Annotated in this window: 14 protein-coding genes and 2 pseudogenes; 4 read left to right on the top strand and 12 right to left on the bottom strand. The window is 49.7% G+C overall.

Translation table 11 applies throughout. From position 1 onward, the window contains the following. Positions 1-17: 17 nt before the first annotated feature. The 4 genes and pseudogenes from AAE250_RS23600 to AAE250_RS01795 form a co-directional block, all read left to right on the top strand. Positions 18-884, top strand: a pseudogene (locus AAE250_RS23600) (alpha/beta hydrolase); the annotation flags it as partial. A 237-nt stretch (positions 885-1,121) separates the two neighbouring features. Further along, the gene (locus AAE250_RS23595; RefSeq protein WP_446715718.1) at positions 1,122-2,159 is read left to right on the top strand and encodes a cupin domain-containing carboxymuconolactone decarboxylase family protein; all 1,038 of its coding nucleotides are present in this window, start codon (positions 1,122-1,124) and stop codon (positions 2,157-2,159) included. Positions 2,160-2,163: 4 nt separating this feature from the next. Continuing rightward, a pseudogene (locus tag AAE250_RS01800) lies at positions 2,164-3,216 on the top strand (alpha/beta hydrolase); the annotation flags it as partial. Between the two features lie 27 nt (positions 3,217-3,243). Beyond that, complete coding sequence (locus tag AAE250_RS01795) at positions 3,244-3,636, top strand: nuclear transport factor 2 family protein (protein ID WP_294595545.1); 393 nt, start codon at positions 3,244-3,246, stop codon at positions 3,634-3,636. A 75-nt stretch (positions 3,637-3,711) separates the two neighbouring features. On the opposite strand, the gene prfB is transcribed toward AAE250_RS01795, so the two are convergent. The 12 genes from prfB to AAE250_RS01735 form a co-directional block, all read right to left on the bottom strand. Continuing rightward, the gene (prfB, locus tag AAE250_RS01790; RefSeq protein ID WP_294595184.1) at positions 3,712-4,827 is read right to left on the bottom strand and encodes a peptide chain release factor 2; all 1,116 of its coding nucleotides are present in this window, start codon (positions 4,825-4,827) and stop codon (positions 3,712-3,714) included. A 52-nt stretch (positions 4,828-4,879) separates the two neighbouring features. Further along, the gene (locus tag AAE250_RS01785) at positions 4,880-5,620 is read right to left on the bottom strand and encodes a carbohydrate-binding family 9-like protein (RefSeq protein WP_446715713.1); all 741 of its coding nucleotides are present in this window, start codon (positions 5,618-5,620) and stop codon (positions 4,880-4,882) included. Next, complete coding sequence (locus tag AAE250_RS01780; RefSeq protein WP_294595186.1) at positions 5,617-7,008, bottom strand: family 10 glycosylhydrolase; 1,392 nt, start codon at positions 7,006-7,008, stop codon at positions 5,617-5,619. Before AAE250_RS01780 ends, AAE250_RS01785 begins: the two co-directional genes overlap by 4 nt. Before the next feature lie 6 nt (positions 7,009-7,014). Then, the gene (locus AAE250_RS01775; RefSeq protein ID WP_294595187.1) at positions 7,015-8,241 is read right to left on the bottom strand and encodes a DUF5009 domain-containing protein; all 1,227 of its coding nucleotides are present in this window, start codon (positions 8,239-8,241) and stop codon (positions 7,015-7,017) included. A gap of 16 nt (positions 8,242-8,257) precedes the next feature. Further along, positions 8,258-10,708, bottom strand: coding sequence for a glycoside hydrolase family 9 protein (locus AAE250_RS01770; protein ID WP_342288713.1), 2,451 nt, complete (start codon positions 10,706-10,708; stop codon positions 8,258-8,260). A gap of 143 nt (positions 10,709-10,851) precedes the next feature. After that, positions 10,852-12,441 carry a SusD/RagB family nutrient-binding outer membrane lipoprotein gene (locus tag AAE250_RS01765; protein WP_294595191.1) on the bottom strand — a complete coding sequence of 530 codons (1,590 nt, stop codon included), beginning with the start codon at positions 12,439-12,441 and terminating at the stop codon, positions 10,852-10,854. Positions 12,442-12,453: 12 nt separating this feature from the next. Further along, complete coding sequence (locus AAE250_RS01760) at positions 12,454-15,819, bottom strand: TonB-dependent receptor (RefSeq protein WP_294595193.1); 3,366 nt, start codon at positions 15,817-15,819, stop codon at positions 12,454-12,456. 128 nt (positions 15,820-15,947) lie between these two features. Beyond that, entirely contained in the window at positions 15,948-16,886 is a 939-nt protein-coding gene (locus tag AAE250_RS01755; protein ID WP_342288623.1) for a FecR family protein, read from the bottom strand. Positions 16,887-16,979: 93 nt separating this feature from the next. Beyond that, positions 16,980-17,537 carry an RNA polymerase sigma-70 factor gene (locus AAE250_RS01750; protein WP_294595196.1) on the bottom strand — a complete coding sequence of 186 codons (558 nt, stop codon included), beginning with the start codon at positions 17,535-17,537 and terminating at the stop codon, positions 16,980-16,982. 381 nt (positions 17,538-17,918) lie between these two features. Further along, complete coding sequence (locus AAE250_RS01745; protein ID WP_294595198.1) at positions 17,919-19,724, bottom strand: AMP-dependent synthetase/ligase; 1,806 nt, start codon at positions 19,722-19,724, stop codon at positions 17,919-17,921. Positions 19,725-19,921: 197 nt separating this feature from the next. Further along, a complete protein-coding gene (locus tag AAE250_RS01740; protein ID WP_294595200.1) occupies positions 19,922-21,484 on the bottom strand; it encodes a RagB/SusD family nutrient uptake outer membrane protein in 1,563 nt (520 codons plus the stop codon). 13 nt (positions 21,485-21,497) lie between these two features. Next, positions 21,498-24,587 carry a SusC/RagA family TonB-linked outer membrane protein gene (locus AAE250_RS01735; RefSeq protein WP_294595202.1) on the bottom strand — a complete coding sequence of 1,030 codons (3,090 nt, stop codon included), beginning with the start codon at positions 24,585-24,587 and terminating at the stop codon, positions 21,498-21,500. Between the last annotated feature and the right edge of the window lie 158 nt (positions 24,588-24,745).

The raw sequence follows: 24,745 nt of genomic DNA, 5'->3' as shown, positions 1-24,745 counted from the left end.
CATCAAAACAATCAGTTATGAAGAAATACTTAACTCTCAAATTAGTTCTTATGACGGTACTCAGTCAAGGCATCGCAGCTTTATCTGCACAAGACAATTCCTGGGGATTGGTTTATGAAAACGCACTCCGGGAAAACATCAATGGACAGGTGAATATCCGTCCGGTAACTTATCAACTGCATGGAATAGACATTGCAGCCAATGTGTATATTCCTGCTGGCTATGATCCTGCCAAGAAATATGCAGCAATAGTAGTGGCTCATCCCAACGGGGGCGTAAAGGAGCAGGTAGCCGGTCTTTATGCCCAGCGTTTGGCAGAGAACGGGTATATCACCCTGGTGGCGGATGCTTCCTATCAAGGAGCAAGTGGCGGCGAGCCGCGTAATGTGGATAAACCTACCAACCGCATTGAAGACATCCACGGGATGGCGGATTATATTACTCATTATCCGGGCGTCGATGCCAACCGAATCGGCATTTTAGGTATCTGTGGCGGCGGGGGATATGCTTTGAAAGCGGCGCAATCAGACAAACGCTTGAAAGTGGTGGCTACTCTGAGCATGTTCAATTCTGGTAAAGTTCGACGGAACGGATTTATGGATTCGCAGGTAGCCACCATTCAGGAAAGGCTGAGACAAGGCATAGAAGCCCGCACACGGGAAATGAGCGGCGGAGAAGTGCAATATACGGGAGATTCCCAACTCACCGATGAACAGATAGCCAGTTTACCGTTCGACCTATACCGGGAGGGTTTTATCTATTATGGCAAGACTCACGCTCATCCTAATTCTACATTCAGATACACGGTCAGCAGCCTGCCCGATCTGATGACATGGGATGCGACTACCAACATTGATTTGATCAATCAGCCTCTTCTGATGCTGGCAGGCAGTAAAGCCGACTCTTTCTATATGACTGAGGAAGCTTTTCAAAAAGCGACCGGCACCATGGACAAAGAATTATTCCTGATACCCGGTGCCACTCATATTCAGACCTACTATGTGCCGGAATATGTAGAACAAACTGTGAACAAACTGGTGGAGTTCTTTGGCAAGAGGTTACTTTATACTACGCAGTATGCAACGAATGACTTTAAACAACCATACCCATTAGGAAGCAAATTGTCCGGAAACCAAAACTTTATCGGGCAAGCTTACCTTGCTCCCATTACTACAAACAGCGAATTGAACTTACCTATGTCTAACGTAACATTTGAACCGGGATGCCGAAACAGTTGGCATACTCACACCGGAGGGCAGATACTGATAGCGACCTCTGGTATCGGCTACTATCAAGAAAAAGGGCAACCTGCCCGTAGATTGTATCCGGGTGATATAGTTGAAATAGCACCGGATGTGAAACATTGGCATGGTGCTGCTCCCGACAGTTGGTTTGCCCATATTGCCATTAAGTGCAATCCTCAAAGTAATGAAGTAGAATGGCTTAATCCGGTGGAGGATGGCGAGTATCTTGCAGCTACCAGCCAAAGTACATTGGCGTATGAGCAGACAAATAAAATATTGTCGAATAGGCAGCAGGCCATCGTTGCTATTGCATCTTATACCGGGAGAGGAGATTTGGAGCATCTGAAAAGTGCATTGGTGCAAGGGCTGGATGCAGGAATGACGGTGAACGAGATAAAAGAAGTCTTGATTCATGCCTATGCTTATTGCGGATTTCCGCGTAGTCTTAGAGCAATACAGACATTCATAGAGGTTGAAGAGGAACGTACTGCCCGCGGAATACATGATGAGACAGGAAAAGAGGCGTCCCCTGTGCCAAACAAAAGCAACAAGTATGAGCGTGGACAGAATATACTTGCCGAAATATCGGGTATTTCTGCCACTGCTCCCAAAGCGGAGTATGCTTCTTTTGCTCCAACTATCGAAACTTTTTTGAAAGAGCATCTCTTTGCCGATATCTTTGAACGTGATCTGTTGAGTTATCAGGAACGTGAGTTAGCTACAGTCTCTATCTTGGCAGGTGTAGGTGATGTTGAACCGATGGTCTATAGTCACATGAGTATCTGTCTGCATTTAGGCATCACTGCCGAGCAACTGACTGCTTTGCTGAATATCATAGAAATAAATTTGGGCAGAAGTTCTTCAGACTCCCTGCGTATTGTATTAAGTAACCTAATTAAAAATCAAACAAAATAAAAGTATGAAAAAGTATATCGCAGCAATGTTGCTATCAGTTGGCGTAACAACAGCATCGGCACAAAGGCCTATCATGGTACAAGAACAAGGTTATTTCTCGGTAGGAGGAAAAATGATTCAGCATGAAGGCGAGTATGACAACAGTAAGTTCGTAGGGTGGGCTACTCAGGAAGAACAAGGGCAAAGCTATCGGGCAGACCATGCGTTTGTGCATTTTCAGAAACCGGTACAATCCCAAGAGCTACCGCTTGTTTTTATCCACGGCTATGGTGGTTCGGGGGTCTGCTGGGAAATGACTCCCGATGGACGTGACGGATTCTCGACCTTGATGTTACGCAAGCGCTACAGTACGTATGTAGTGGATCTGCCCGGACGTGGTCGTGCCGGAAGAAGTTCTGCCGTAACTACCGTAAAACCCGTTGCCGACGAGATGTTCTGGTTCGATATCTGGCGCATAGGCATCTGGCCGGACTATAACAAAGGGGTACAATTCCCGACTGACTCCGCTTATCTGTCGCAGTTCTTCCGTGAGATGACACCCGATTTGAGTGACCACCGGCAGGATGTAGCAGCTATCAATGCACTGACAGAACAGATCGGAGACAACATTCTGGTGACCCATTCAGCAGGAGGCTTTCCTGGTTGGATGGCTGCAATGCAGGATCAGCGGATAAAGGCAGTAGTTGCTTATGAACCGGGAGGATATATTTTCCCGGAAGGTGAAGTTCCTACCCCAATTAAGGGTCTCACCGGCGGGGTACAAGGAATACCCGTGCCGATGGAACAATTCATGAAACTAACACAGATTCCTATTGTGATGTATTTTGGAGACTATATCCCCGAAATGCCTTCTGAAAGATTGGGCGACGAAAACTGGCGGGTACGCCTACAGATGGGACGGAAGTTTGTAGAAGCCATCAACCGCCACGGAGGAAATGCCACATTGGTGGAGTTACCTAAAATCGGTATTTATGGCAATACTCACTTCTTAATGCAAGACTTGAATAATGCCCAACTTGCCGATTTGCTGGAAAAATGGCTTGAAGAGAATGTACTGCCCACCCATCCTGCTCCAGACAGACAAATGCAAACAGTAACAAAAGTATTCGCTCCTGCCGAACAGGAACTGGTTAACCTCTCCAACGCCAAATGGCAATGGATGTCTGAGAAAGATGTAGATAAGTTGAGACCTCTATTCCATGAAAATGCCATGTTCGTGCATATGGGCGGTGCCTGGGGGAAGGAAGCAGAATTAGAGACCATTAAGGGCGGCTTTATCCACTATAAACATGCTGAGATCCATGACGTCACGGTGAAATTTGCAGCGAATACGGGTATCGTTTACAGCAACATTCACCTGACTTCTACAGTGGCCGGTAATGAAGTGACATTCCCTTTTATGGTAACAGAAGTATTTGTGAAAGAAAAGGAGAAATGGCAACTTGCCAGTTTAGTCTTCACAAGACTAAATGCATAAAACAATATTCCATAAAAAAGAATGTGCCGGAAGCCTGTCGTAGCTTCCGGCACATTCTTTTTAGAGTTTATGAATTTACTCCCCACTCCCTGCAAACTCCATCAGATATGCCTTGATAAAGCCATCTATCTTACCGTCCATCACGCCGTTCACGTCGCTAGTCTGATAGTTGGTGCGGTGGTCTTTCACGCGGCGGTCGTCGAAGACGTAGCTGCGGATCTGCGAGCCCCATTCGATTTTCTTCTTGCCGGCTTCCACTTTGGCCTGCTCGGCCATGCGGTGCTGAAGCTCTTTATCGTACAGGATGGAGCGTAACTGTCGCATGGCATTCTCGCGGTTCTTGGGCTGGTCGCGCGTTTCGGTATTCTCGATGAGGATTTCTTCTTCCTCGCCGGTATAGGGATCCTTGAACTGGTAGCGCAAGCGTACACCGGATTCTACCTTGTTGACGTTCTGTCCGCCGGCACCGCTGGAACGGAAAGTATCCCAAGAGATATTGGCAACGTTGATGTTCACTTCGATGGTATCGTCTACCAGCGGAGTAACGAACACGGAGGCGAAAGAAGTCATGCGCTTGCCCTGAGCATTGTAGGGGGAGACACGCACCAAGCGGTGCACACCGTTCTCACCTTTCAGATAGCCATAGGCATAATCGCCGGAGATTTCGATGGTGCAGGTTTTGATACCGGCTTCGTCACCTTCCTGCAAGTTGGAGATGACAGCCTTGTAACCGTAGGTTTCGGCATAGCGCAGATACATACGCATCAGCATGCTTGCCCAGTCCTGGCTCTCGGTACCCCCGGCACCGGAGTTGATCTTCAGGACACAGTCCATTTGGTCGGCTTCCTCGCGGAGCATGTTCTTCAATTCGAGCGCCTCGACGGCAGCGGCAGCTTTAGCGTAAGCCTCATCCACTTCTTCCTCAGTCACCAGCTCGTCTTTGTAGAAGTCGAATGCCAGTTGCACTTCATCCGCCAATGTCCGGACTTCATTGTAGCCGGAAATCCATTGCTGCAAGCCTTTCACTTTCTTCATCTGGGCTTCGGCAGCTTTCTGGTCGTCCCAGAAGCCGGGAGCCTGAGTACGGAGCTGCTCTTCTTCTACTTGTATCTTCTTTCCTTCGATATCCAGATAGCGGTTCAACGCTTCGGAACGTTCCTTGATATCTTTCAGTTGTTCTGCGGTAATCATATGCTTTTTTCTATTCTGTCTTTAGGACGGCAAAGGTAGGAAAAAAACACAATTACTCAAAAGACAATGTACCGAAATAGGTGGGACAGTGAAACATAGGCCGTTCCAACCTGATAGGATTCCAGGAAAGGAAGTGCGGCGTTTGGAGTTTATCACCGCATTTGTAGAAGTTTCCACGCATGGTCTTTCCATCCAATGACTTGAGCGAATGGTTGAAGAAAGCAGAGACGGGGATGACCATAGTCAGTTCCCAGCTGCATTCGCCCACTCTTTCGTCGAAAGGTTCATTGCCCAAGGAACTCCAACGCTTCACCATAGACAGCACTTCGGGGGTTGCCGTGGGACGGCGCTCATTCAGAACGCCTCCCTGAATCAGCAATTTGCCGATGCAGTTGCACTCAAAGTTATAGTAAGAGTTGTCACCGTCGGGGGAGACGAAGAATTCCACGCAGGCATCTTCCCATACGCGACCATTGTCTGTGGCGGCCACTGCACGTACGCTTGCTTCCTTCACCTTATAATGGAGCAAGATTTCCTTACCGGTATGCGCCATGCGGAAACTGACTTCCGGCTTATACGGATAGGCTTCCCAGTTGACCACATCAATGGGCTGAAACCCGATGCCGTTGGCATCCAGCAAAGAAGGTACAGCCTCACCTTCCGGTGAAGCCGTACACATTATCTTCTTTACAAACAAGCGCTTCGACTCCTGGGCATGGCTGCAAACCAGACTGCCTGCCACAGAAAAGGCAATGAGCAGGAAGAACTTATTCATGAATTCTCTTATCATCATAAAGCTGCTTTATCTGCCGCAGCAACATCCCATCCGGAGACTACGTCGCCATAAAGATAGAACGTTACGTCGAAAGTGGTCTTGCTGTTATTATCCACTACCTGATAGCAGCGAGTAGCATCGTACGAGTCCACCAGTTTGAATTCGTCCAGTGCCAGAGGAGCCAGTTCTTCCTTACCGGCAGCTTTGGCAATGATCTGCTGCATACGCTCTTCCATCAGCTTCATAATGCCCTGGTGCTTGAAGGGGTCTGCTTCGGCTATCGCCGGATGATTGGCCTTGATCACGCCACCATTGGCAGCACGCACAGCCCTTGCACTGTCCGTGTAGGCTCTGAACTGTTTTCTTACCTCGGGAGAACGCAAGCCGGAAATCGTGAAGACAGCAATGCCTTGCGCGCCGTTGCTCAGAGCAGCGTCCATGCACTCGAACATCTTCGGACCGTTAGTAGCCGTCATTCCGCAGTACAGCGTGGTCATCTCGTTCTTGTCGCGTGCATTCTCAATAGTACAATCGGAGATAAAGCTGACATCACCCGTGTAGAAGGTATGGTAAACCATCGGGAATACGATATCGAGATGCCACTTACTCCAATCCTGGCGTACCATGCGCGATGCCATCTTCGGAGTGGGGAACGGGGAGGCAGCCATCGTCTTGCCGTAAGAGTGCACCACTTCGGCAATCATATTGGCAACTTCGGAGATTTGGTCGCAACGGAACTGACGCCATTTCACGTCGAGCGAAGGATCATCCTGCTCGCGGGGATCGTAGCCATATTCTTCCTTGAACTTCTTAATCATCTCCGGATGGTAGCCGTAATCCCAAGCCGGATATTCACGGTCTTGCACAATGCCGTAGCGAGGCCACAAAGTAGTGGGAAGCACTACATCGACAAAGCGGTGGTAGTCGATGGCAATACCGTTCAGCCCTTCGACTTCGCAGTAGGCCTTTATCTTTTCCTTGATGAACTCGCGAACCTCGGGCAAGGCGGGACAGAGGAATTTATAATAGCCCACGTAGGCTGTAGTGTCGGCAAGGCTCTTTCCGTTGCGATTCACGCTGAACCATTCGGGATGTTCCTTCAGGATCTTGTCGCGGTCGTGTTCCAGGTTCATGGTCCACAGCCAGGCATAGACCTCGATGCCGTGCTTATGGGCGATGGGGATTGCTACCCGGTAGTCGTCGGGGGTGGGTGCATTCAGCATGATGCCATCCATGCCGATATCATTCATCACTTGGCAGATGGAATCGAAATTCATGCCGGGACGATAGTCCAGCCACGTCCAGAACATAGGGTACTCTTTGGCAGTCTCCTTGCCTTGCTGGCACGAGAACATGCCCAACGCTACAAACAACAGCAAAAATGCCGGTAAAAGCTTCTTCTTCATACAATATTATATTTTAAGTTTAACATGCAGTTTCTCTAACACCCAGGTGACGCCTATCACCACAAAGGCGAAGCAGATACAGTTGACCAGTCCCATGAAGCCATGCGTAAACCAGTCGGGAAGAACGTAACCGGTGACATCGGCAAAGCCATAGAATACGTAAGGTATCAGATAAGTGGTCAGCGTGGCCGTACCGGCAGGTTTTATCAGGTTGAACCATCCCGTTATTCCGCGGGACACCAAGTAAGTCAGCGTACCGTAGACAGCCACCGAAATGGCAATGACATAGAATACCCAGGGAGGCGTACCGCCTATCTTTGCCACAATATAGAAGTGGTGCGAAAAGATGCCGACCAACAGAATACACGCAGCAACGATCCACGAAGTGCGCAACTTCCACATATCGCTCTTGGCAACATAGCGGGCACTGAACACGGAGAGCAACACTCCGCCCATGGTAAATGCGGGCAAAGCCCCATTACCTATGTGCAGCACACCCAGCAGGCCACTGAGGAAGTTACGGTCGGGGAAGTCGAGGATGGGGGCAGCCCCGAATTCCTCGCGCAGCGGGGTAGTAAGCAGGCAGATCAGGATAAAGATGATCCAGACAGGCAGCAGGTACTTGATGCGGTCGCGACTCAGATAATAGGTAACGGCACACACCAGATAAGTCCACCCGATAGCACCCAGGATGCCACCGGAGAAGCCGAATACTCCTCCCTTCGGATTGCGGAAGGTGAACGCCAGGAAGAGCAGTGCCAGCACGCCGACAACCTTGCACACCAGGAAGATATTCTTCTGCCTCGGAGACGCTGTTCGCGGGTATTGGTTCCATACTCCGATGAAGCCTATCGCCATTATAAACCAATAGACGCCGATAGGATAACACACGTCGGGAGAGAGCCGGTACTCCGAATTGGTGATGAAAGCACCCATCACCAGCAGGGCGAAGGTACGCGAGAGGATATGCCCCAGGGTAGATTCAGGCGAGTAGCCTTTGGAATACCGGCCTTCGATGGCGTAGGGTATGGACATGCCTACGGCAAAGAGGAAACCGGGGAATACGATATCTGCCAGTCCCATAAAGTCTTCGCCATAAGTGGCATGTTCCAGCCAGTGGGGCACATCGTGCACCTTCCAGAAGTCATTGACGAAGATCATGGTGAACATGGTCAGGGCGCGCAGCATGTCTATTGCCAGGTTGCGCCGCGAATAAACTGTTTTATCACTCATTATAGTCCCTCCTCTTTTAGAATTCGGAAATCAACATCAGCCAGCGGGCAGCGGACGAACCCCAGACTTCTTTATAGGTAGCCGTGTTGAACTGCGGCCAGTAGGGAGCGTCCTCGTTGAAATAGGACTGCATGCCTACGGGTATCTCGCCCACCGTTTCGCCCGGCAAGGCGGTGTAGAGTTGCGGATAGTTGCTACCCTCTCCGTAAATCATGGACTGCCCGAAAGGATTCCGGCCTACCACCCAGAAGAGTTGTTGCTCGGCAATGTCTTTCAGTTGTTTGTCCTTCAACACTTTGGCACAGATGGCGGCAGCTTTTCCGGTAGACAGATGTACGGCAATGTTTCCTTTGAAGGAGAACCAGACGGGGAAAATGCGCAGGTAGTGTTCCTTATCCAGGCGGATGGCATTCTGCAGCTGTTCCTTGTAATCTTTCTCGGCACCACTGCGGATGCCTACCTGCACGGCGTAGAAGTTTACAGAGTCTTTCACTTCGTCTTTATGATACACACCGCTCGGAAGCATGCCGTAAGGATATACGTACTGCATGATGTTCTTCAGGTAATCGCCGTAGAGCTTCATGGAACGAATCCACTGGTCGTAGTCGGCATGCCGGGGTTGCGTTTCGCAGAGTGCAGCCAGGGCTTCCATATAGGCATAGTCGCGAGACTGGTGGGTATAGTGGACGATGGACTTCTTTGCCAGGTCGCGGTAGAAGAAGCCGCAAGTCTTGTTTTTATCCTTCAAAGGCTCGGTGCGCTGGCACTGCAAGGTGTAGCGGATGGCTTTCACGGCTTCATCGGCGTATTGTTGCTCTCCCGTAAGTTGGTAGAGCATGCTGGCAGCCCAGGAGATATTGGCGTGGTACTGGCTCTCGGATGCCATGGCGGCATGTCCCCCACCCTTCTTTATCAGTTCGGCAAAGCCCAACTCGTTGAAGCGCTCCATGGCATAGCCGAAGTCTTCTTTGGCAATCTTCTTCAGGTTGCTCTTCAGGGCGGCATCGTTTTCAATCATCATGGAGGCATAGGCTTCGATTCCGGCAAGCAGGAAGTTTTCCAGCGCTCCGTTATGAACCAGCAGTTCGCGGCGACCGGAATCATCGTCGGTGCCTACCTTGCCGTCGGTCCAGAGGTTGGTTCCCCAGGTCTGGGCACGGTAACCATCGCCCAAGCGGGTTTTCATGACGTAGTCCATGCCCCACAAAGCTTCTTCCATCAGGCGGTTGTAGAGGTCGGTGTTGCCTTTTTCCTTGGCACGCTTGGCCATGGAGAACAGGGAGTAGGAAATCTCACCCGTCTGCAAAGTCTGCTGGGACATGTCGGCGGCATCGTGCCAGCCTCCGTTTATGGGGATGATGTGGTCTTTGTAGGTGGCATGCAAGTCGTTATGGCAGGCGCCATGCTTTCCGGGAACGGGATAGCCGCAACGCTCGCAGAAGAGGAAGTTGACCATACGCCAGGCGGAGTCGTCCCACACATCTTTGTGGATATAGAAGGGCAAAGTAGTAACGTCGCCTACCTGGATGACGTACCTTCCCTGAATTTTATAATCGGAGAAGTCAATTGTTTCAAATTCTCCCAAACCCGTCTTTTCTTTCCTTACGGGACCGGTGAAGACGATGGCCTGCGTATCGGCATTCTTCACTTGGAACTGTCCGTTGTGCTTCTGCACATTGACAATGGCCGTCTTGGGGCTTTCCAAACTATAGCCGGTAGTGGAGAAGATGATGCGGTCGCGGGCAGGCATCCAGCCTTTCACGGTTTCGGGATTGTCCACCTTCTGAAGTTCTACGGCGTCTACATCGAAACGCAACGAATCGCCCATGGTCCGTTCTTTGCCGAAGACTTCGATGGCGAAAGATATCTTGGTGACTTTATCGCGTGCCAGACCGGACATTTCGACGAAGCATTCGTTCCACTGATTGTTCTTCAGATTGATTTCGTGGTAGCCTTCGCGTCCGTAGATATCGGGAACTTTGACGGCACCGTCGTTCTCTACGTACAAGTTGAGGTAGATGCTGCGGGCACCTTCGCAAGTGGGATAGATATAGAATTTGAGCCGGTTGTAGCCTTCCCAATTTGCACCTCCGATGTCATAGGAGGCCATGCAAGTGCCGCGACCCAGTCCCCAACCCAGCATCTTCTCGGGATGGGCAGGCGCTTCCAGGCGCAGGCTGTGTTTGCCGGACTTGCTTCGCTCGTCAGTCAGGCCGATTTTGCCGATACCCTTGTGCGACCATTTGGAGAAGTCCTCCATATCGCACAGCATAACGGTTTCCAACACTTTCTTTTTCAGGCCGAATGTTTCGAAAGCTTTTGTTTCGTCGAGCGGCAATGGGCTATGGACATATCCCGTACTGATAATATCAGCCTTCAGTTTCTCGTCTACCTGCGCGTGGAGCAGGACTGCCGGAGCACAAAGCAAACCGGCTAACAGACAGACTGGTCTAAGAATGTTCTTCATCATATTATTTTATAAGAGTTAAAATCAGGCTATTGAAAGATCGGGGTTCAATAGCCTGAGGATGTTAAGTTAAGACTCCCCTTTATATTAAGAACAAGCCAGGCGGTCTCATCCCTAATATAAAGGCTTATGTAGTTAGTTAATTATTCAAAATTACCCTTGTTGATATCCCAGAACAGACGGGTACCTGCATTGTCAGGACCACCCAGCATCTGGACAGCCGAAGCATATCCTTCCGGGTTGTTGGACATTTCATCCAGCGTAAACGGCAGACGGCGTACACCGAATTCGGTAGTAACCAAGCCCTGGCTATCGTTCTTCAATACCGGGAACAATTTAGGATAGCCCGTACGGCGCCACTCTGCCCAGGCATTCTTGCCTTCGGGGAAACCGGCAATCCATTTCTGCGTAATGATCTTCTCCAAACGTTCTTCATCCGTCTTGGCATCCTCCCATTTCGGGCTGACTGTAGATACTGCCGGAGCATTGAACTCTGCCACCAACGGGTCTACCCACGGTGCCGGAACCTTGGAACTGCTCAGATAGTCGCCCAACGAGACTCCGAAGTCATTGAAGGAAGCAGCTACACCTTCTTCGTAGAAAGTCTTGGCATCGCCACCGGCATTCCAGCCACGCAAGGCAGCTTCTGCCAGCAGGAAGTAAGCCTCTGCTGCCGTCAGCACAGTGCCCGGAGTAGAAGGAGCTACATTGATATTGGAGATGACTGCCTTGTATCTGTCGGCTGTCTCTTCCAGGCCCGGGATTCCGGAACGTACGCCCACTACCTTGTCACCCTTCGCAATACCGAATTTACTGATACGGGGATCGTCATAACCGCCCAAGATGGACTGCACATTGGCACTGACAAAGATATCGTTATACTCTATGGAGCAAGTGTAGAGCGGGTGCATCCATCCGTAACCGGTAATGATGAAGCTTTCGCCACTCTTCAGCACACCCTGCGGAGCTGCAATGGCTGCTTCTGCTTCCCGGCGTGCCCATTCCTTGTCGTACTTCACAATGCGCATGGCCATACGCAAACGCAGCGTGTTGCAAAGACGGAGCCACTTGTCCAGCTTGCCGCCATAAGCCATATCGAACTTGGTGATAGAGGCATACGAATCCTTCTTCAGATATTCGTCCAGCACCTTGCTGGCATCTGTCAGTTCGGCAAAGAAAGCTTTGTAGGCATCCTGAGCAGAGTCGTAGATACCGCCGGTCTTTGTTTCGCCATACCGGGTATAAATCATCGGGCCGTATTCGTCGCAGATGCGGGACATGGCAAAGACCCTCAATATGGAGTTGATGGCATTGAAGTGCGCATAGGTATCCATGCCCAGCTGTTCGCATTTCTCCTTTACCTTCAGCTGGTTGGTCATTATGGCAGAGTAAGTATAATCCCAGGTGGTATCGGTCCAGTCATTGGTCACCGCATAAGTCTGTGTATTGATACCGCCTTTAAAGTTACTGGGAGTTGCCATATAGCCCGACCATATATCCGAGCTCAGGTTCTGGATGGTCTGGAAATCCCATCCCCAGCCGTTACGATTGTAGTAGATGGACTTCTGCAAAGTAGGGAAGTGCATACCTATATAGTTATTGTCCTGTCCCAGTTCTTCATCCGTTACGCCGAAAGGAGGCGTATTCATGTCTTCGAAATTGCCTGTGCAAGAAGGCATCAGAAACAGGGAGGAGAGAGCTAATGCTGCTGTATATGTTTTTATCTTTTTCATACTATTCGCAATTTAGAAGTTAACCTTGACATTAAAACCGAATGAACGGGTACTCGGCATACCGAATACATCTATACCCTGCAATGCGTTTCCTACGGAAAGTGTGCCGTCGGGGTCGTACGGAGCATCGTTCTTAAAGAAGAACAGGTTGCGGCCGATTAAGGAGATATCGGCTCCTTTGATGACCGGTACGCGGGTAAACAGTTTAGCCGGCAATGTATAGCCCAAAGAGAGTTCGCGCAAGCGGATATTGGTAGCATTGTAGATGTAATTCTCCGTGATACCGTCGCGACCGCCGACGATGGTGTAGAAGCGTGAAACGTCCTCTATCGTCTTTCCGTCGAAACGTACACCGCCTTGCAGACGTGCATCGCCCGTCACCTTGCTGACACCGTACTTGTCCAGTTCGGCCTGCGTCAGGGAGATGACATCACCGCCAAAGCGTCCGTCAATCAGGAAGTAGAGCGAGAAGCCCTTGTAGGTAAACGTATTCTGCCAGCCCAGGTTGAAGTCGGGAGACGTGTTGCCCATCTTCTTCAAGTCGGACTTGTCGGGCATAGGCATGCCGTCGTCATCGTACTTGTAGTTGCCTTGTTCGTCACGCAGGAACTTCCGTCCGTAAATGTCACCGAACGAGCCGCCCACTTCCAGGCGCATGCCGTAACTGTTGGAGCTGCCTCCGCCAAAGTTGAAGTAACCCAGTCCTTCGGCCAGTTCCACCACCTTGTTGCGGTTGAGGGCAAAGTTTACGGAAGTCTTCCAGCGGAAGTCATTGGTCATGACCGGTGTACCGCCCAGCACGATTTCAACACCTTCGTTCTTGATGTCACCTGCATTTACATAGTAAGTGGTGTACTTGGAACCCGACGGTGCGCTCATAGAGAACAACTGGTTCTTGGTGCGGGTCTGATAATACGTAAAGTCAAATTCCAGGCGGCTGCCGAAGAAACGCCATTCGGTACCGAATTCTACGGAAGTCGTCATTTCCGGCTTCAGCTCATCGAAGGGAGCGGTGCTGTTAAAGCTGATAACTCCGCCACGGCCTACACTGTTCAACGGATGGCTGCGGTATCTCGGCAAGCCGTTACCTACCTTGGACCATGCACCGCGAATCTTGCCCAGGTCAATCCACGACGGCAGCTTCAGTGCCTCGTTCATCACCCACGTCAGGCCGACGGAGGGATAGAAGAAACCTTTATTCATATACTTGGTGTAAGCCAGTGTGGAAGTCCAGTCGTTACGTGCCGTAACGTCGAGGAACAGCCAGTCTTTGAAGCCTACCTGACCGGCAAAGAATACCGCCTGATTCTGTTCGTGATACTTGTTCAGCGAAGGCGAACCGTTGTTATGGTCGATGTTTCCGGAAGAGAAGATATTCGGATTGTAGAGTCCGCCACCGAAAGAATCGAAGCCGATGCTCTTTCCCGTTTCGTCCTTGATGCTGGCACCCAGGGTGGCATTCACCGAGAAGTCCTTGAAGTGCTGCTGATAGGTCAGCATCACGTCGCCATATATGCTCAGGTCGTGCGACTCGTCCGTGATGTAGCGGCCGTTGGTACCGGCAATGGAGGTATCTGTACCTGCATACATTTTCTTCTCGTAGGCATCCGATACGAAGTCGGCATTACCACGTGCCTGGACGGTGAAGTAGTCGTTCAACTTGAAGGAGAGGCTCAGGTTGGCGATGGTTCTGTAACGCTTGTCGTTGCTGGGCAGCATGTTCATCAGCCAGTACGGGTTCTGCTCGAAGCTGGTGGGGGCTGTGTACCAGTTTTGCAGATACATGTTGCGCTCTGCATTCATTATCTTATAGTTGTTACGGTAATAGTCGAAAGACTCACCACCCTGTACACCGCCACGCGGGAACTTGTACAAGCCTACCAGCGGGTTCAGGTAGAATCCACCCGGAGAGGGACGGTTCTTTACGTCCTGGAACATCAGGTTGACGTTGGCATCTAACTGCAAACGGTTGTTCAGGAAGTTGGCCGTTTCGCGGAAGTTGAAGTTATGCTTGTTCAGACTACCGTTTTCGATGATTCCCTGGCCGTAGGTATTGGCATAAGAGAAGTAGGTCTGCATCAGTTCCGAACCGGCACTCAGCGAGAGGGAGTTGATGGTCGTTACGCCCGTCTGGAAGAAGTCCTTGGTATAGTCGGGGCTGCCATTGATTTTATCGCCCCAGCTGGAAGTTACGCCTCCGTAGGAGTTCTGGAAATCGGGAATGCCATAAGCAGCGTTTTCCCAAGTGGTGTTCGAGCTGAAAGTGATATTGGTACGTCCCACTTTTCCTTTCTTGGTGGTGATTACAACCACACCATTGGCAGCGGAGCTACCGTACAGAGCGGCAGCAGCAGGACCTTTCAGGATATTCATGCTTTCGATGTCGTCCGGGTTCAGATTGGAGATACCATCGCCACCGTCACGGTTTCCGGCATCATTGTTACCACCGAGGGTAGTGGCAGTAGCGTCATTGGCCGAGCTGTTGATGGGCACACCGTCTATCACGTACAGCGGCTGGTTGCTACCCGATACGGAACGGGAACCACGGATAATCATCTTCACGGAACCACCCAAGCCCGAAGAACTGCGGTTGATCTGTACACCGGCAGTCTTACCGGCCAGGGAGTTGATCATATTGGGATCTTTGGCACGCACCAGTTCGTCACCGCCCACTACCTGGGTGGAGTAAGTCAGTGACTTCTCTTTCTTCTTGATACCCAAAGCGGTCACCACCACTTCGTCTATCCTGTGGATATCTTCTTTCAGTGCAACGTTGATGACGCGCTGGCTGCCTACGGTCTGTTCGGTAGTGAGGTAGCCGATGAAGGAGAAGACCAGTACGCTGCTGTTGGAAGGAACTTCTATGGTATACTTTCCGTCCACATTGGTGATGGCGCCGGTATTGGTACCTTTCACCATGATCGTAACGCCCGGCATCGGCTCGTTATCGGCAGAAGTAACCGTACCGGTTATCTTGATCTGTGATTGCGATACAGACTGCACGTCATTGCGCTTGGCGGGAGACAGCACGATGTAAGAGCCTTCGATGGAGTAGCGGACTTCCGAATTATTAAACAAGTTCAGCAAGACATCGCTTAGCGGTTTCTCTACCACATTGATGGAAGCCTGGCGATGAACATTTACATCTTTATTATAAACAAACAGATAGTTGGACTGCTTTTCAATATCTCCCATGATACTGAGCAGGTCTACATTATTCTTATTGATCGTAATCAATATATTCTGCGATTGTTCACTGACAGCGTGCACATTAATGGCACATGCAAACAACAAGAAGAAAGCCATAGTCAGCACCTTACATGAGAGCAAGGCATACGACGTCTGAGGTACAAAATTCTTTAAAGTGTGTTTTTTCATTACATTTGTACTTTTAAAAGGTTTCAAAAAGTGGGTATGAGGACATAAGGAGAAAGTGGAATCTTTCTATACTTTCATGTTTATTCTTTTCCCATAGGCTGAATGGTTTTTAGAAGATTAGGGTATGATTATTTGATATAGATTACGTTTCCGTCTTCGGAGCGGGTGTACTGGTAGTTGACATCCTTTTGCAGCACACGCAGCAGATTCTCGATGCCGTCCGAGATGCGGAAGGTACCGCTAAAGGCGTGCTTGGACAGCGAATGGTTCTCGATGACAAGTTCCACTCCATAGTATTTCTCGATCCGTCTCAGCAGGTCTATAAAGTTCAGGTCCTTGAAGCAGATGAGGCCTTCTTTCCAGCGATAGATGTCGTAGTCGCGTATATCGCTGACAGCCAATTTGCCGCCGGACAAGGTTACTTTATGATTGGGAGACAAGTGGACCACATTGGCAGGATCGGCGTTGTTCTTTACCTTAATCAAGCCTTCCATCAGGGCGGCGGAGAAGGTATCGTCGTTGCCGTAGGCGTCTACGTTGAACTTGGTTCCAAGCACTTCTACGACGCAGATGCCGGTATGTACGATGAACGGTCTTTTCTTGTTGGCGGAGACCTCGAAGAAGGCTTCACCGTCCAGTTCCACCTTGCGCGTATCTTCGGCAAAAAGAGCCGGATAAGTGAAGGTGGAGCCTGCATTGAGGCATACCTTCGTTCCGTCGGACAAGGAGAGATTGACGCGTTGTCCCGGAGGGACAGTTATCGTATTGGTGGCAACTTCCAAAGAGCTGTACTTTTGATCCAAAAACATATAGCTGGAGACGAATGCAACCAGTATGACGGCTGCCCATTTCATGGTCTGCACGGCCAGGCTCCTGAAGTGATGAACCGGACGGCGTACCGCCAAGGCTTGTTTCTCATCGGCCAGCATCACTGCGTCATAGAACGCTCGTTCTTTCAGCAGCTCCTGCCGATGGGCGGCATCTTCTTCCAGCCACATTTTAATGGCTTCCTTCTCTGCGTCAGAAGCCGATCCTGCAAAAAATCTGTATAGAGTTCCCTTTTCCATATTGTCCCTTTTATATAACAAGCAAGCGAGAGTTTTTAAACCCTAAAGAGAGGAAAAGCTTTTCTTGTTAATAAATCTAAAAGAGAAGGATGATTAGAAATAAAGCAACCAGATGGGGAAGTAATCCTTCAGGAAGGTACGCAAGGTTTTCAGGGCACGCGTCATGTGGTACTCTACGGCTTTGACGGAAATGCCGAGCTGCGAAGCTATTTCTTTATTGGATTGTGACTGGTAGCGGCTACGTATCAGTATGTCTCGTGTCTGCGCGGGCATGGAGCGCAGGGCTTGCTGTACAAGCGTTTGTATCTCGTCGGATAGCAGTTTTTCGGGGTCGCATGCCTCCAGGGTACTGATTCTAAGTTGGAGTTCCCACTCTTCCAGGGACTGAAAACGGTCTCTTGCCTGCTCTTCCAGGGCGAGGCGCTTCAGGTAATTGATGCACTTATGCTTTACCACTGTCAGCAGATAGGAGGAGATATTCTGGTCGGTAATACTGTGCTTGTTTTCCCAATAGTACATGAAGCTGTCATTGACAATGTCTTCGGCTATCTCATTCGCCGTGACATAGCTTCGGGCAAAGCGAATGAAACGCTGATTATACTCTTCATACAACTGATTAAAGGTTATAACATGTTCTATTTGAGAAGACATAGCTGTATTATTGATTGAGACAAAGATAACACAAACAATTAATTAAGCAAAGAAAAATCGGCGCATCGTTTCCTGCAAAAGATAAGGCAAACATTATTTGTTGTGCTGCGGAACATTACTTGCTGTTGCCCGGAACATTGCTTGCTGTCCTGCAGAACATTATTTGTTATCGGACAGAACACTATTACTTGTCGGATTGAACACTACTGGATGTACTGCACAAGATGCCATCTTGTGTAGCATAAGATGCCATCTTGAGCAACATAAGATGCCATCTTGTGCATGAGTACAAATAGAGAGCCGGACAACAGGGAATAGTCTTCCCGCTGTCCGGCCCGTATGTTTCAGCCGTCAGGCTAATAAGTTGCTTGCAACGGAGGGTTATTCTTCGTACATCTTATCAATCTGCTCCTTGTAGTTCTTCGCCACGACGGGACGTTTCAGCTTCAAGGTATTGGTCAGTTCGCCACGCTCCATGCTGAACGGCTCGGAGAGCAGGGTAAAGCGCTTCACCTGCTCGTAGTGGGCAAACTGCTGTTGCAGGGTGTCGATGCGGGCACGGAACAAGGCTTGTATCTTGGGATGCTGCAAGAGCTCTTCCATGTTGCCGTATGCAATGCCTTTCTCTTTGGCATAGTCCTTCACCAAACCGTAGACGGGAACGATGAGGGCAGAAACAAACTTGCGCTCATCGGCTATGATGGCTATCTGGTCGATGTAGCGGTCGATGGCGAGCTTCGTTTCCAGCACTTGCGGAGAGATGTACTTTCCGTTCGAGGTCTTGAACAAGTCCTTGATGCGCTCGGTGAGGTACAGATGATCTTCTTTCAGATAGCCGGCATCGCCGGTATGGAACCAACCGTCCGGGTCGATGGCAGCGGCAGTAGCTTCCGGCTTCTTGTAGTAGCCGGTGGTGATGGTCTTGCCACGAAGAAGTATCTCGTTGTTTTCGCCGATCTTCACCTCCACACCGGGCATCACTGTGCCCACGGAGCCGATCTCGTAGCCCTCGTTGAGGAAGCAGGAGACGGTAGCCGTAGATTCCGTCAGGCCGTAACCCACCACCATGTTGATGCCTACCGAGTGCACAAACTCGCAGATTTCATCGGATACGGCAGCACCGGCTGTGGGGAAGAAGTTGCCGTTCTCTATACCGATGGTCTTCTTCAGCAGGGCGTATATGGTCTTTTCGTAGAACTTGTACTTCAGGTGGAGCAGCATAGGGGGAGTCTTGCCCTGGCGCAGGTAGTCGATGTTGTGGATGCGCCCTACCTTGATGGCGTCCAGCATCATTGCTCTCCGCAAGCCGGTTTCCTGTGCTATCTTCTCTTGTACGCCAGCATAGACCTTCTCCCAGAAACGGGGGACGCTGCACATCAGCGTGGGGCGTATCTCCTTGATGGTGGTCTGGATGTCCGCCGGACGGAGGTTGACGCATACCTGCACGCCCCGGTGGAGGCAGAGGTAGGTCCAGGCTTTCTCGAAGACGTGCGTCAGCGGGAGGAAGTTCATGGAGACGTCCTGGTCGGTCATGAAGGGAAGGCGGATGTCGTGGATGCGCAGGGCTTCGCGGTAGTTGAAGTGGTGGAGCATGACGCCTTTCGGCTCGCCCGTGGTACCGGAGGTATAGAGGATGTTGGCAAGGTCGTCGTCCGAAGCCTCGGAGGTGCGCTCGTCTACAACGACGCTGTACTTCAGGTCTTCGCCCATCGCCAGGAATTCATCGTAGTAGATGGAGGTCATGTCGCGGGGATCTTTTACGACGGCACGGTCGAAGATAATCAGCTGTTGCAGGGAGCGGCAGAAGCCGAAGATACTGAAAGCGGCATCGTACTGGTATTGTTCGCCCACGAACACATAGCGTATCTGGGCATCGTCGATGATATATTGCGCCTGGGCTGCGGAGCTGGTGGCATACAGGGGTATGGTCACCGCGCGGTTGGCAAATGCAGCGAAATCGGCATAAAGACATTCCGGCTTGTTTTGAGAGAAGAGGCCGATATTTTCTTGCACCTCTATCCCCAGCGCTGCCATCGCATTGGCTGTCTGGTGTATGGTTTGAGAGAACTCGTTCCAGGATATCGGTATCCATCTTGCAGTCTCGTAGTCCCTGTATTTCAAGGCAACTTTGTCTCCATACTTCTCTGCCTGGCGGTGTATCAGGACAGATAAATGATGATAAGTCATAACTTTATGAATTGGTAAATACGGTGCAAAGGTAATAGTTTCATCTGAAACAATTTAGTTTTCAGGGCTCTTTTTCAATAAGAGCGTTTATAGGGGAGCTACGCCAACCCTATAAATGAATTACTCCTCCCCGCCGGCAAGGTCTTCAGCAGATGCTTGCAGCAGGAAGGAGTAATGAATCTTATGAAACGTTCCGTTTACTTTTCTAATACGTATTCGGGAAGTTTCGGGTGTTTAGAGTAAAGAACCGGATTCTGCAGTTCTTCCTTTTCGGGAATGCGAAGCAAATAGTATATGCTGTTGGGAACAAAGTCCGTCTTGTCGGGCAGGCTGGTGATGGTATGGCCTTTCACGGGAATGGTCTTGCCATCTTTATCCAGAATCGGAGTACCGTCGGGCTTGGTGGCAATACCGTTATACTCCTTGCGCTCTACCGGCTGCTGGTTGCGGATAATGTCCACCAACGAGAAGCCTTCGCCCCACAACTCTCTGCGGCGTTCCATCCAGATTTCCTTAATCAGAGCCTCACCGGTTTCTGTTACGGTCCTGGCCTTCATTCCGGCTTTGGTACGGGCATCGCGCATTATCTGTAAGGTTTGTTGCGCTTCGCTTTCTTTGCCTGCAATGTGTGCGGCAGCTTCAGCCTTAATCAGATACATTTCCGAGGTACGCATCATGACGATATCTCCCAGCATGTTCTCGATATCCTTGAATCTGAACTTGTTATTCAGCAGAGCCCAATCCTGATAAGCAGTCTGTCCCCAGTTGAACAAGTCTTTACGATAGTCGGTGTCATCAAGTTTTTCCTTGAAATAGGGGTCGGTATTGAGGCTGGTGTAGCCACCGCTCTCGGGCGTACAGTCTTTAAAGTAGAACAGGTAGCAGGGGTCATTGTCATCGATCGTGCATGACAAGCTCCACATCCATTCCTTGTTAGTGTAGTCGTTGAAGCCGCTCTTGTACTCTTCTTCGTTCATCAGGTAAGGGTTGATGGCCAAAGCAGCCGTTGCATATTTGTAGGCATCGTCCCAGTGACGGGCATACAGGCTGGCACGTGCCATCAGACCCAATGCCACCAAATGGTCTATCTGATATTGCTTGGTTGCATCATTGCCATGCGAATAGTTCTCGGGGATCAGCTCCAGCGCATTCTTCAAGTCGCTGAGAACCTGGGCATATACTTCGGAAACACTGGCGGCCGGTTGTCCGTTGACCGCCTGATTGTAGTCCGTAGGTTCGGTATAAATAGGCACGCAGACAGCATCCGGGTCTTTGTCGATGGCAAAAGAGTAGTGGGAAGCCAGTACCAGGTACATGAAAGCACGGCTGGCATAAGTCTGTCCTTTGATACGGTCTTTCTCTTCCTTGGAACCGGAAACGTCGTCGATATGCTTCAGGATGGCGTTACAGTTGTTGATCGGGTCGTACATCAAATCCCACAACGCACGGCAATGTTCGCCTCGCGAGTATCCGTTCGTCAGATTGTAGCTGGCAGAGAGTCCGTAGCTTAAAGTTCTTACCGCGTCGGAACCGGCAAAGTCGTCGCTCAACATAATAGTACCATATCCCAGAGAAGCATAACTGAGGCCTTCATTAAATACATAGTTCCATACTCCTCTCAACACGCGCTCAGCATTTTTCGTATCTTTATATACGCCACTGGCATCGAGCGAAACCGTAGGGGAGGTATCCAAATCACATGCAGTCACCATGCACATCGCTAAAACAGCGACACATATCTTTTTAATATCTATCTTCATAGTCGTCTTCATTTTAGAGTTTCACATTAATACCGAATGAGAATGTTTTCATGGCCGGATAACGGTAAGAAACCGAACCGCTGATGGGTTGTTCGGGATCCAGACCTTGTTGCTTGCTGAATGTCAGCAGGTTCTCGCCCTGTACAAACACGCTCGCATCTTTGATGGTCATTGTATGTAACCAGGCCTTCGGCAAGTTGTAATTCAAGGTAAGCGTTTTCAGACGCAGGAAAGAACGGTCGACCAACCAGCGGGTAGAAGCAGAAGTAAACTTGCTCGTTCCTTCCTGGACCAGACGGGGTACGTCTGTATTTCTATTCTCAGGCGTCCAACGGTTCAGAAGCTCTTTGCTCATCGTGTCGCCATTACCGCCATTTACTCGCATCAACATCGTGATATCATTGTTATATACCTTTCCACCAATGGCATAAGCAAACATTGCCGATAAAGAGAGGTTCTTCCAGGTAAGGTCGGATTGGAAGCCACCGCTCACCTTGGGCAATGAACTGCCACACTTCACTTTGTAATCCGAATTCAATTCTGAATAGTTATTGGTCACGTGTCTGTTTCCTTCTTTGTCGTAATAGGCCCACTGTGCATCACCGTTCTCAGGATTTACACCGGCCCATTCGTACAGCCAGTAGTCGTAAAGCGAACCGCCTACAACCCATTTCTTCGAACTGTTCCACATCACCTCGGTAGGCAGTTCTACAATCTTGTTCTTATAAGTGGTGGCATTGACAGACAACACCCATTTCCAGTCTTTGGTAAGAACCGGAGTACCGTTTACCGTGAATTCCCAACCGTAGTTCTTCAGCTTACCGATGTTGGCATCGATTGAGCTGAAACCTGAAGAAGGAATCAAGTCGCGGCTGAACAGCAGGTCTTTGGAAGCACGGTTGAAGTACTCAATCGTACCGTTAATGCGGTTGTTCAGGAATCCGAAGTCCAGACCGATATTCAGGTTCAAGTTGGTTTCCCAAGTCAGGTCGGGAGTTTCCAGACGGGAAGCATGCAAAGTGGTTTCGCCCAGGAAGCTGCCGATTCTGTACAGCTCAGGGTAAGCATAGTAGCCTACGTTATCATTACCCTGGGCACCATAGCTGGCACGGAGGCTCAAGTTGGACAACCAGCTATCGGCAGCTGCTTCCATGAACTTCTCCTGTGAGATTCTCCAGGATCCACCGAATGACCAGAATGTTCCCCAGCGATTATCGGGGTGGAAACGTGACGAACCGTCGGTACGTATAGATGCCGACACGAAATATTTCTGCTTGAAGGAGTATTCGGCACTTCCGAAATAACTCAGCAACTTATACTGGTCGCTGTTTCCGCCAAAACCGGTCAGTGTAGAAGCTACGTCCGGCTCATAGTAACCGTCGGAAATAACGCCCGAACGCGAACCGCTGAAATTGGAAGTATTGTATTCATAATATTCTTGTCCCGCCATCACGCGAACCTGATGCTTTTCATCGAAAGTACGCTCCCAGTTGATTACGTTGTTGAATGTCATACCCGTAGTACGGTAATTGGACTTGCTAACAGAACCTACCAGAGGTTCCTTTCCATAAGTAGGATTTGAATAATCGTGTGAGAACTTGCTGTTATAGTCAACGTTCATTGACATCTTGTAGCTCAATCCTTCAATCGGAGTAATCTGAAGGAATCCGCGGACGGAGGCTGCATCACGTTTTATCTCATGCTTGTCATAAGGCATGGACTGGACAAAGTTGTAACCATTATAGGAGCCCTTACGGTACTTACCGTAATCGTAGATTTTGTTTCCGTCATCATCGCGCAAGTACGCACCGGTATCAGGATCGCGTTCGTACACCGGATAGAATGAGGGCAATGCACGTGCAGCCAATACCACATTACCGATGGCTGTATCGTTCTGCTTCGGATAGTCCTGTGCAGAGTGAGTACCGGAAGCATTCAAACCTACCTGCAACCATTTGCGCAGATTCGAAGTGATGTTCATACGCAGCGTGTAGCGTTTGAAACCGGAACAGATGTAAGCACCTTGGTCATCCAGGTAGCCCAGGGAGAAATAATATTTCGTAGTCTTGTTACCACCGGAAATACGGGCACTCAAGTCTGCGTAATGGGCATTCTGCGTCAAAGCATCTTCCCAATCATCATTCCACAACGGAGTAGCTCCGGCAACCAACTTGCCATCCAGACCTACCGGCTGGGGATACTTGCTGCCATAAGGATTGATACCGAGCAGCGATGCCAGTTCGGAAGAAGCTCTTTGTGCTGCATCTTCTGCCGAATGCTTGTCATCCATATACTTGTTGCGCATGGCTTCCCATTGCAACATGAAATAATCATTGGTACTTACCTGGTCGTAATCTCTCACCGCACGGCTTGAGAAACCGTACTTGGCCGACAACTCAATGGTAGGTGCAGACTCGGAGCCTTGCTTGGTAGTAATCATGATCACACCGTTAGCAGCACGCGAACCGTACAACGTAGCGGCAGCAGCATCTTTCAATACCGTAACAGAAGCGATATCTTGTGAAGAAATAGAAGACAGGGCTCCGTCGTAAGGCACACCATCCACTACATAAAGCGGAGTAGTCGATGCATTGACCGAACCGACACCACGTATATAGATGCTGGCATCTTCGCCCGGCTGACCGCTGGTAGAGAATGACTGCAAACCAGCCACACTTCCTTGCAAAGCCTTCGATACACTACTTACTTGGGAGGATGCGATAATCTTCTTATCTACCACGCCGGCCGAACCGGTAAACGTTGATTTCTTAGCAGTACCATAGGGAACGGTAATAACCACCTCATCTACAGTCAATGAAGCTTCTTTCAGCTCCACGTTTACAGTCTGCCTGTTTCCTACAGGCGCTTCCACTGTTTCATAGCCGATATAGGAAAAAACCAAGGTTCCTTTTGCATCGACTTTTATTGAATAGGTACCATCTACTGAGGTAATCGTACCTATTCCACTACTACCTTTCACCATTACAGTTACCCCTGGCATTTCTTCGCCTTGAGCAGTAACCTTACCTTTGACTGTGATTTCTTGCGCATAGGTAGCAAGGCACAAGAAGAGCCCACAGAATAATCCAATAAATCTATTCATAAATGTGTAATATATATTAATAAATACTCCGTCGCGCAGTAATCATCAACCAGAAGTTATCTTTGACATTTAAAACATTTTTTCATGAAATCGGGTGCAAATATAAAAATATTATAAGTATTACCATCATAAAGCAAAGAAATAATCTCTTTTTTGCA

Source organism: Bacteroides sp. GD17 (assembly GCF_038448625.1).
Taxonomy (GTDB): Bacteria; Bacteroidota; Bacteroidia; order Bacteroidales; family Bacteroidaceae; genus Bacteroides.
Note: the sequence above shows the minus strand (reverse complement) of the source record. Positions and strands in the feature narration are given on the sequence as shown.

Bases quoted from the DNA above. Each gene is read 5' to 3' on its own strand.
- AAE250_RS01795 (WP_294595545.1), top strand. From the start codon at position 3,244: ATGCAAACAGTAACAAAAGTATTCGCTCCTGCCGAACAGGAACTGGTT.
- prfB (WP_294595184.1), bottom strand. From the start codon at position 4,827: ATGATTACCGCAGAACAACTGAAAGATATCAAGGAACGTTCCGAAGCG.
- AAE250_RS01785 (WP_446715713.1), bottom strand. From the start codon at position 5,620: ATGATGATAAGAGAATTCATGAATAAGTTCTTCCTGCTCATTGCCTTT.
- AAE250_RS01780 (WP_294595186.1), bottom strand. From the start codon at position 7,008: ATGAAGAAGAAGCTTTTACCGGCATTTTTGCTGTTGTTTGTAGCGTTG.
- AAE250_RS01775 (WP_294595187.1), bottom strand. From the start codon at position 8,241: ATGAGTGATAAAACAGTTTATTCGCGGCGCAACCTGGCAATAGACATG.
- AAE250_RS01770 (WP_342288713.1), bottom strand. From the start codon at position 10,708: ATGAAGAACATTCTTAGACCAGTCTGTCTGTTAGCCGGTTTGCTTTGT.
- AAE250_RS01765 (WP_294595191.1), bottom strand. From the start codon at position 12,441: ATGAAAAAGATAAAAACATATACAGCAGCATTAGCTCTCTCCTCCCTG.
- AAE250_RS01760 (WP_294595193.1), bottom strand. From the start codon at position 15,819: ATGAAAAAACACACTTTAAAGAATTTTGTACCTCAGACGTCGTATGCC.
- AAE250_RS01755 (WP_342288623.1), bottom strand. From the start codon at position 16,886: ATGGAAAAGGGAACTCTATACAGATTTTTTGCAGGATCGGCTTCTGAC.
- AAE250_RS01750 (WP_294595196.1), bottom strand. From the start codon at position 17,537: ATGTCTTCTCAAATAGAACATGTTATAACCTTTAATCAGTTGTATGAA.
- AAE250_RS01745 (WP_294595198.1), bottom strand. From the start codon at position 19,724: ATGACTTATCATCATTTATCTGTCCTGATACACCGCCAGGCAGAGAAG.
- AAE250_RS01740 (WP_294595200.1), bottom strand. From the start codon at position 21,484: ATGAAGATAGATATTAAAAAGATATGTGTCGCTGTTTTAGCGATGTGC.
- AAE250_RS01735 (WP_294595202.1), bottom strand. From the start codon at position 24,587: ATGAATAGATTTATTGGATTATTCTGTGGGCTCTTCTTGTGCCTTGCT.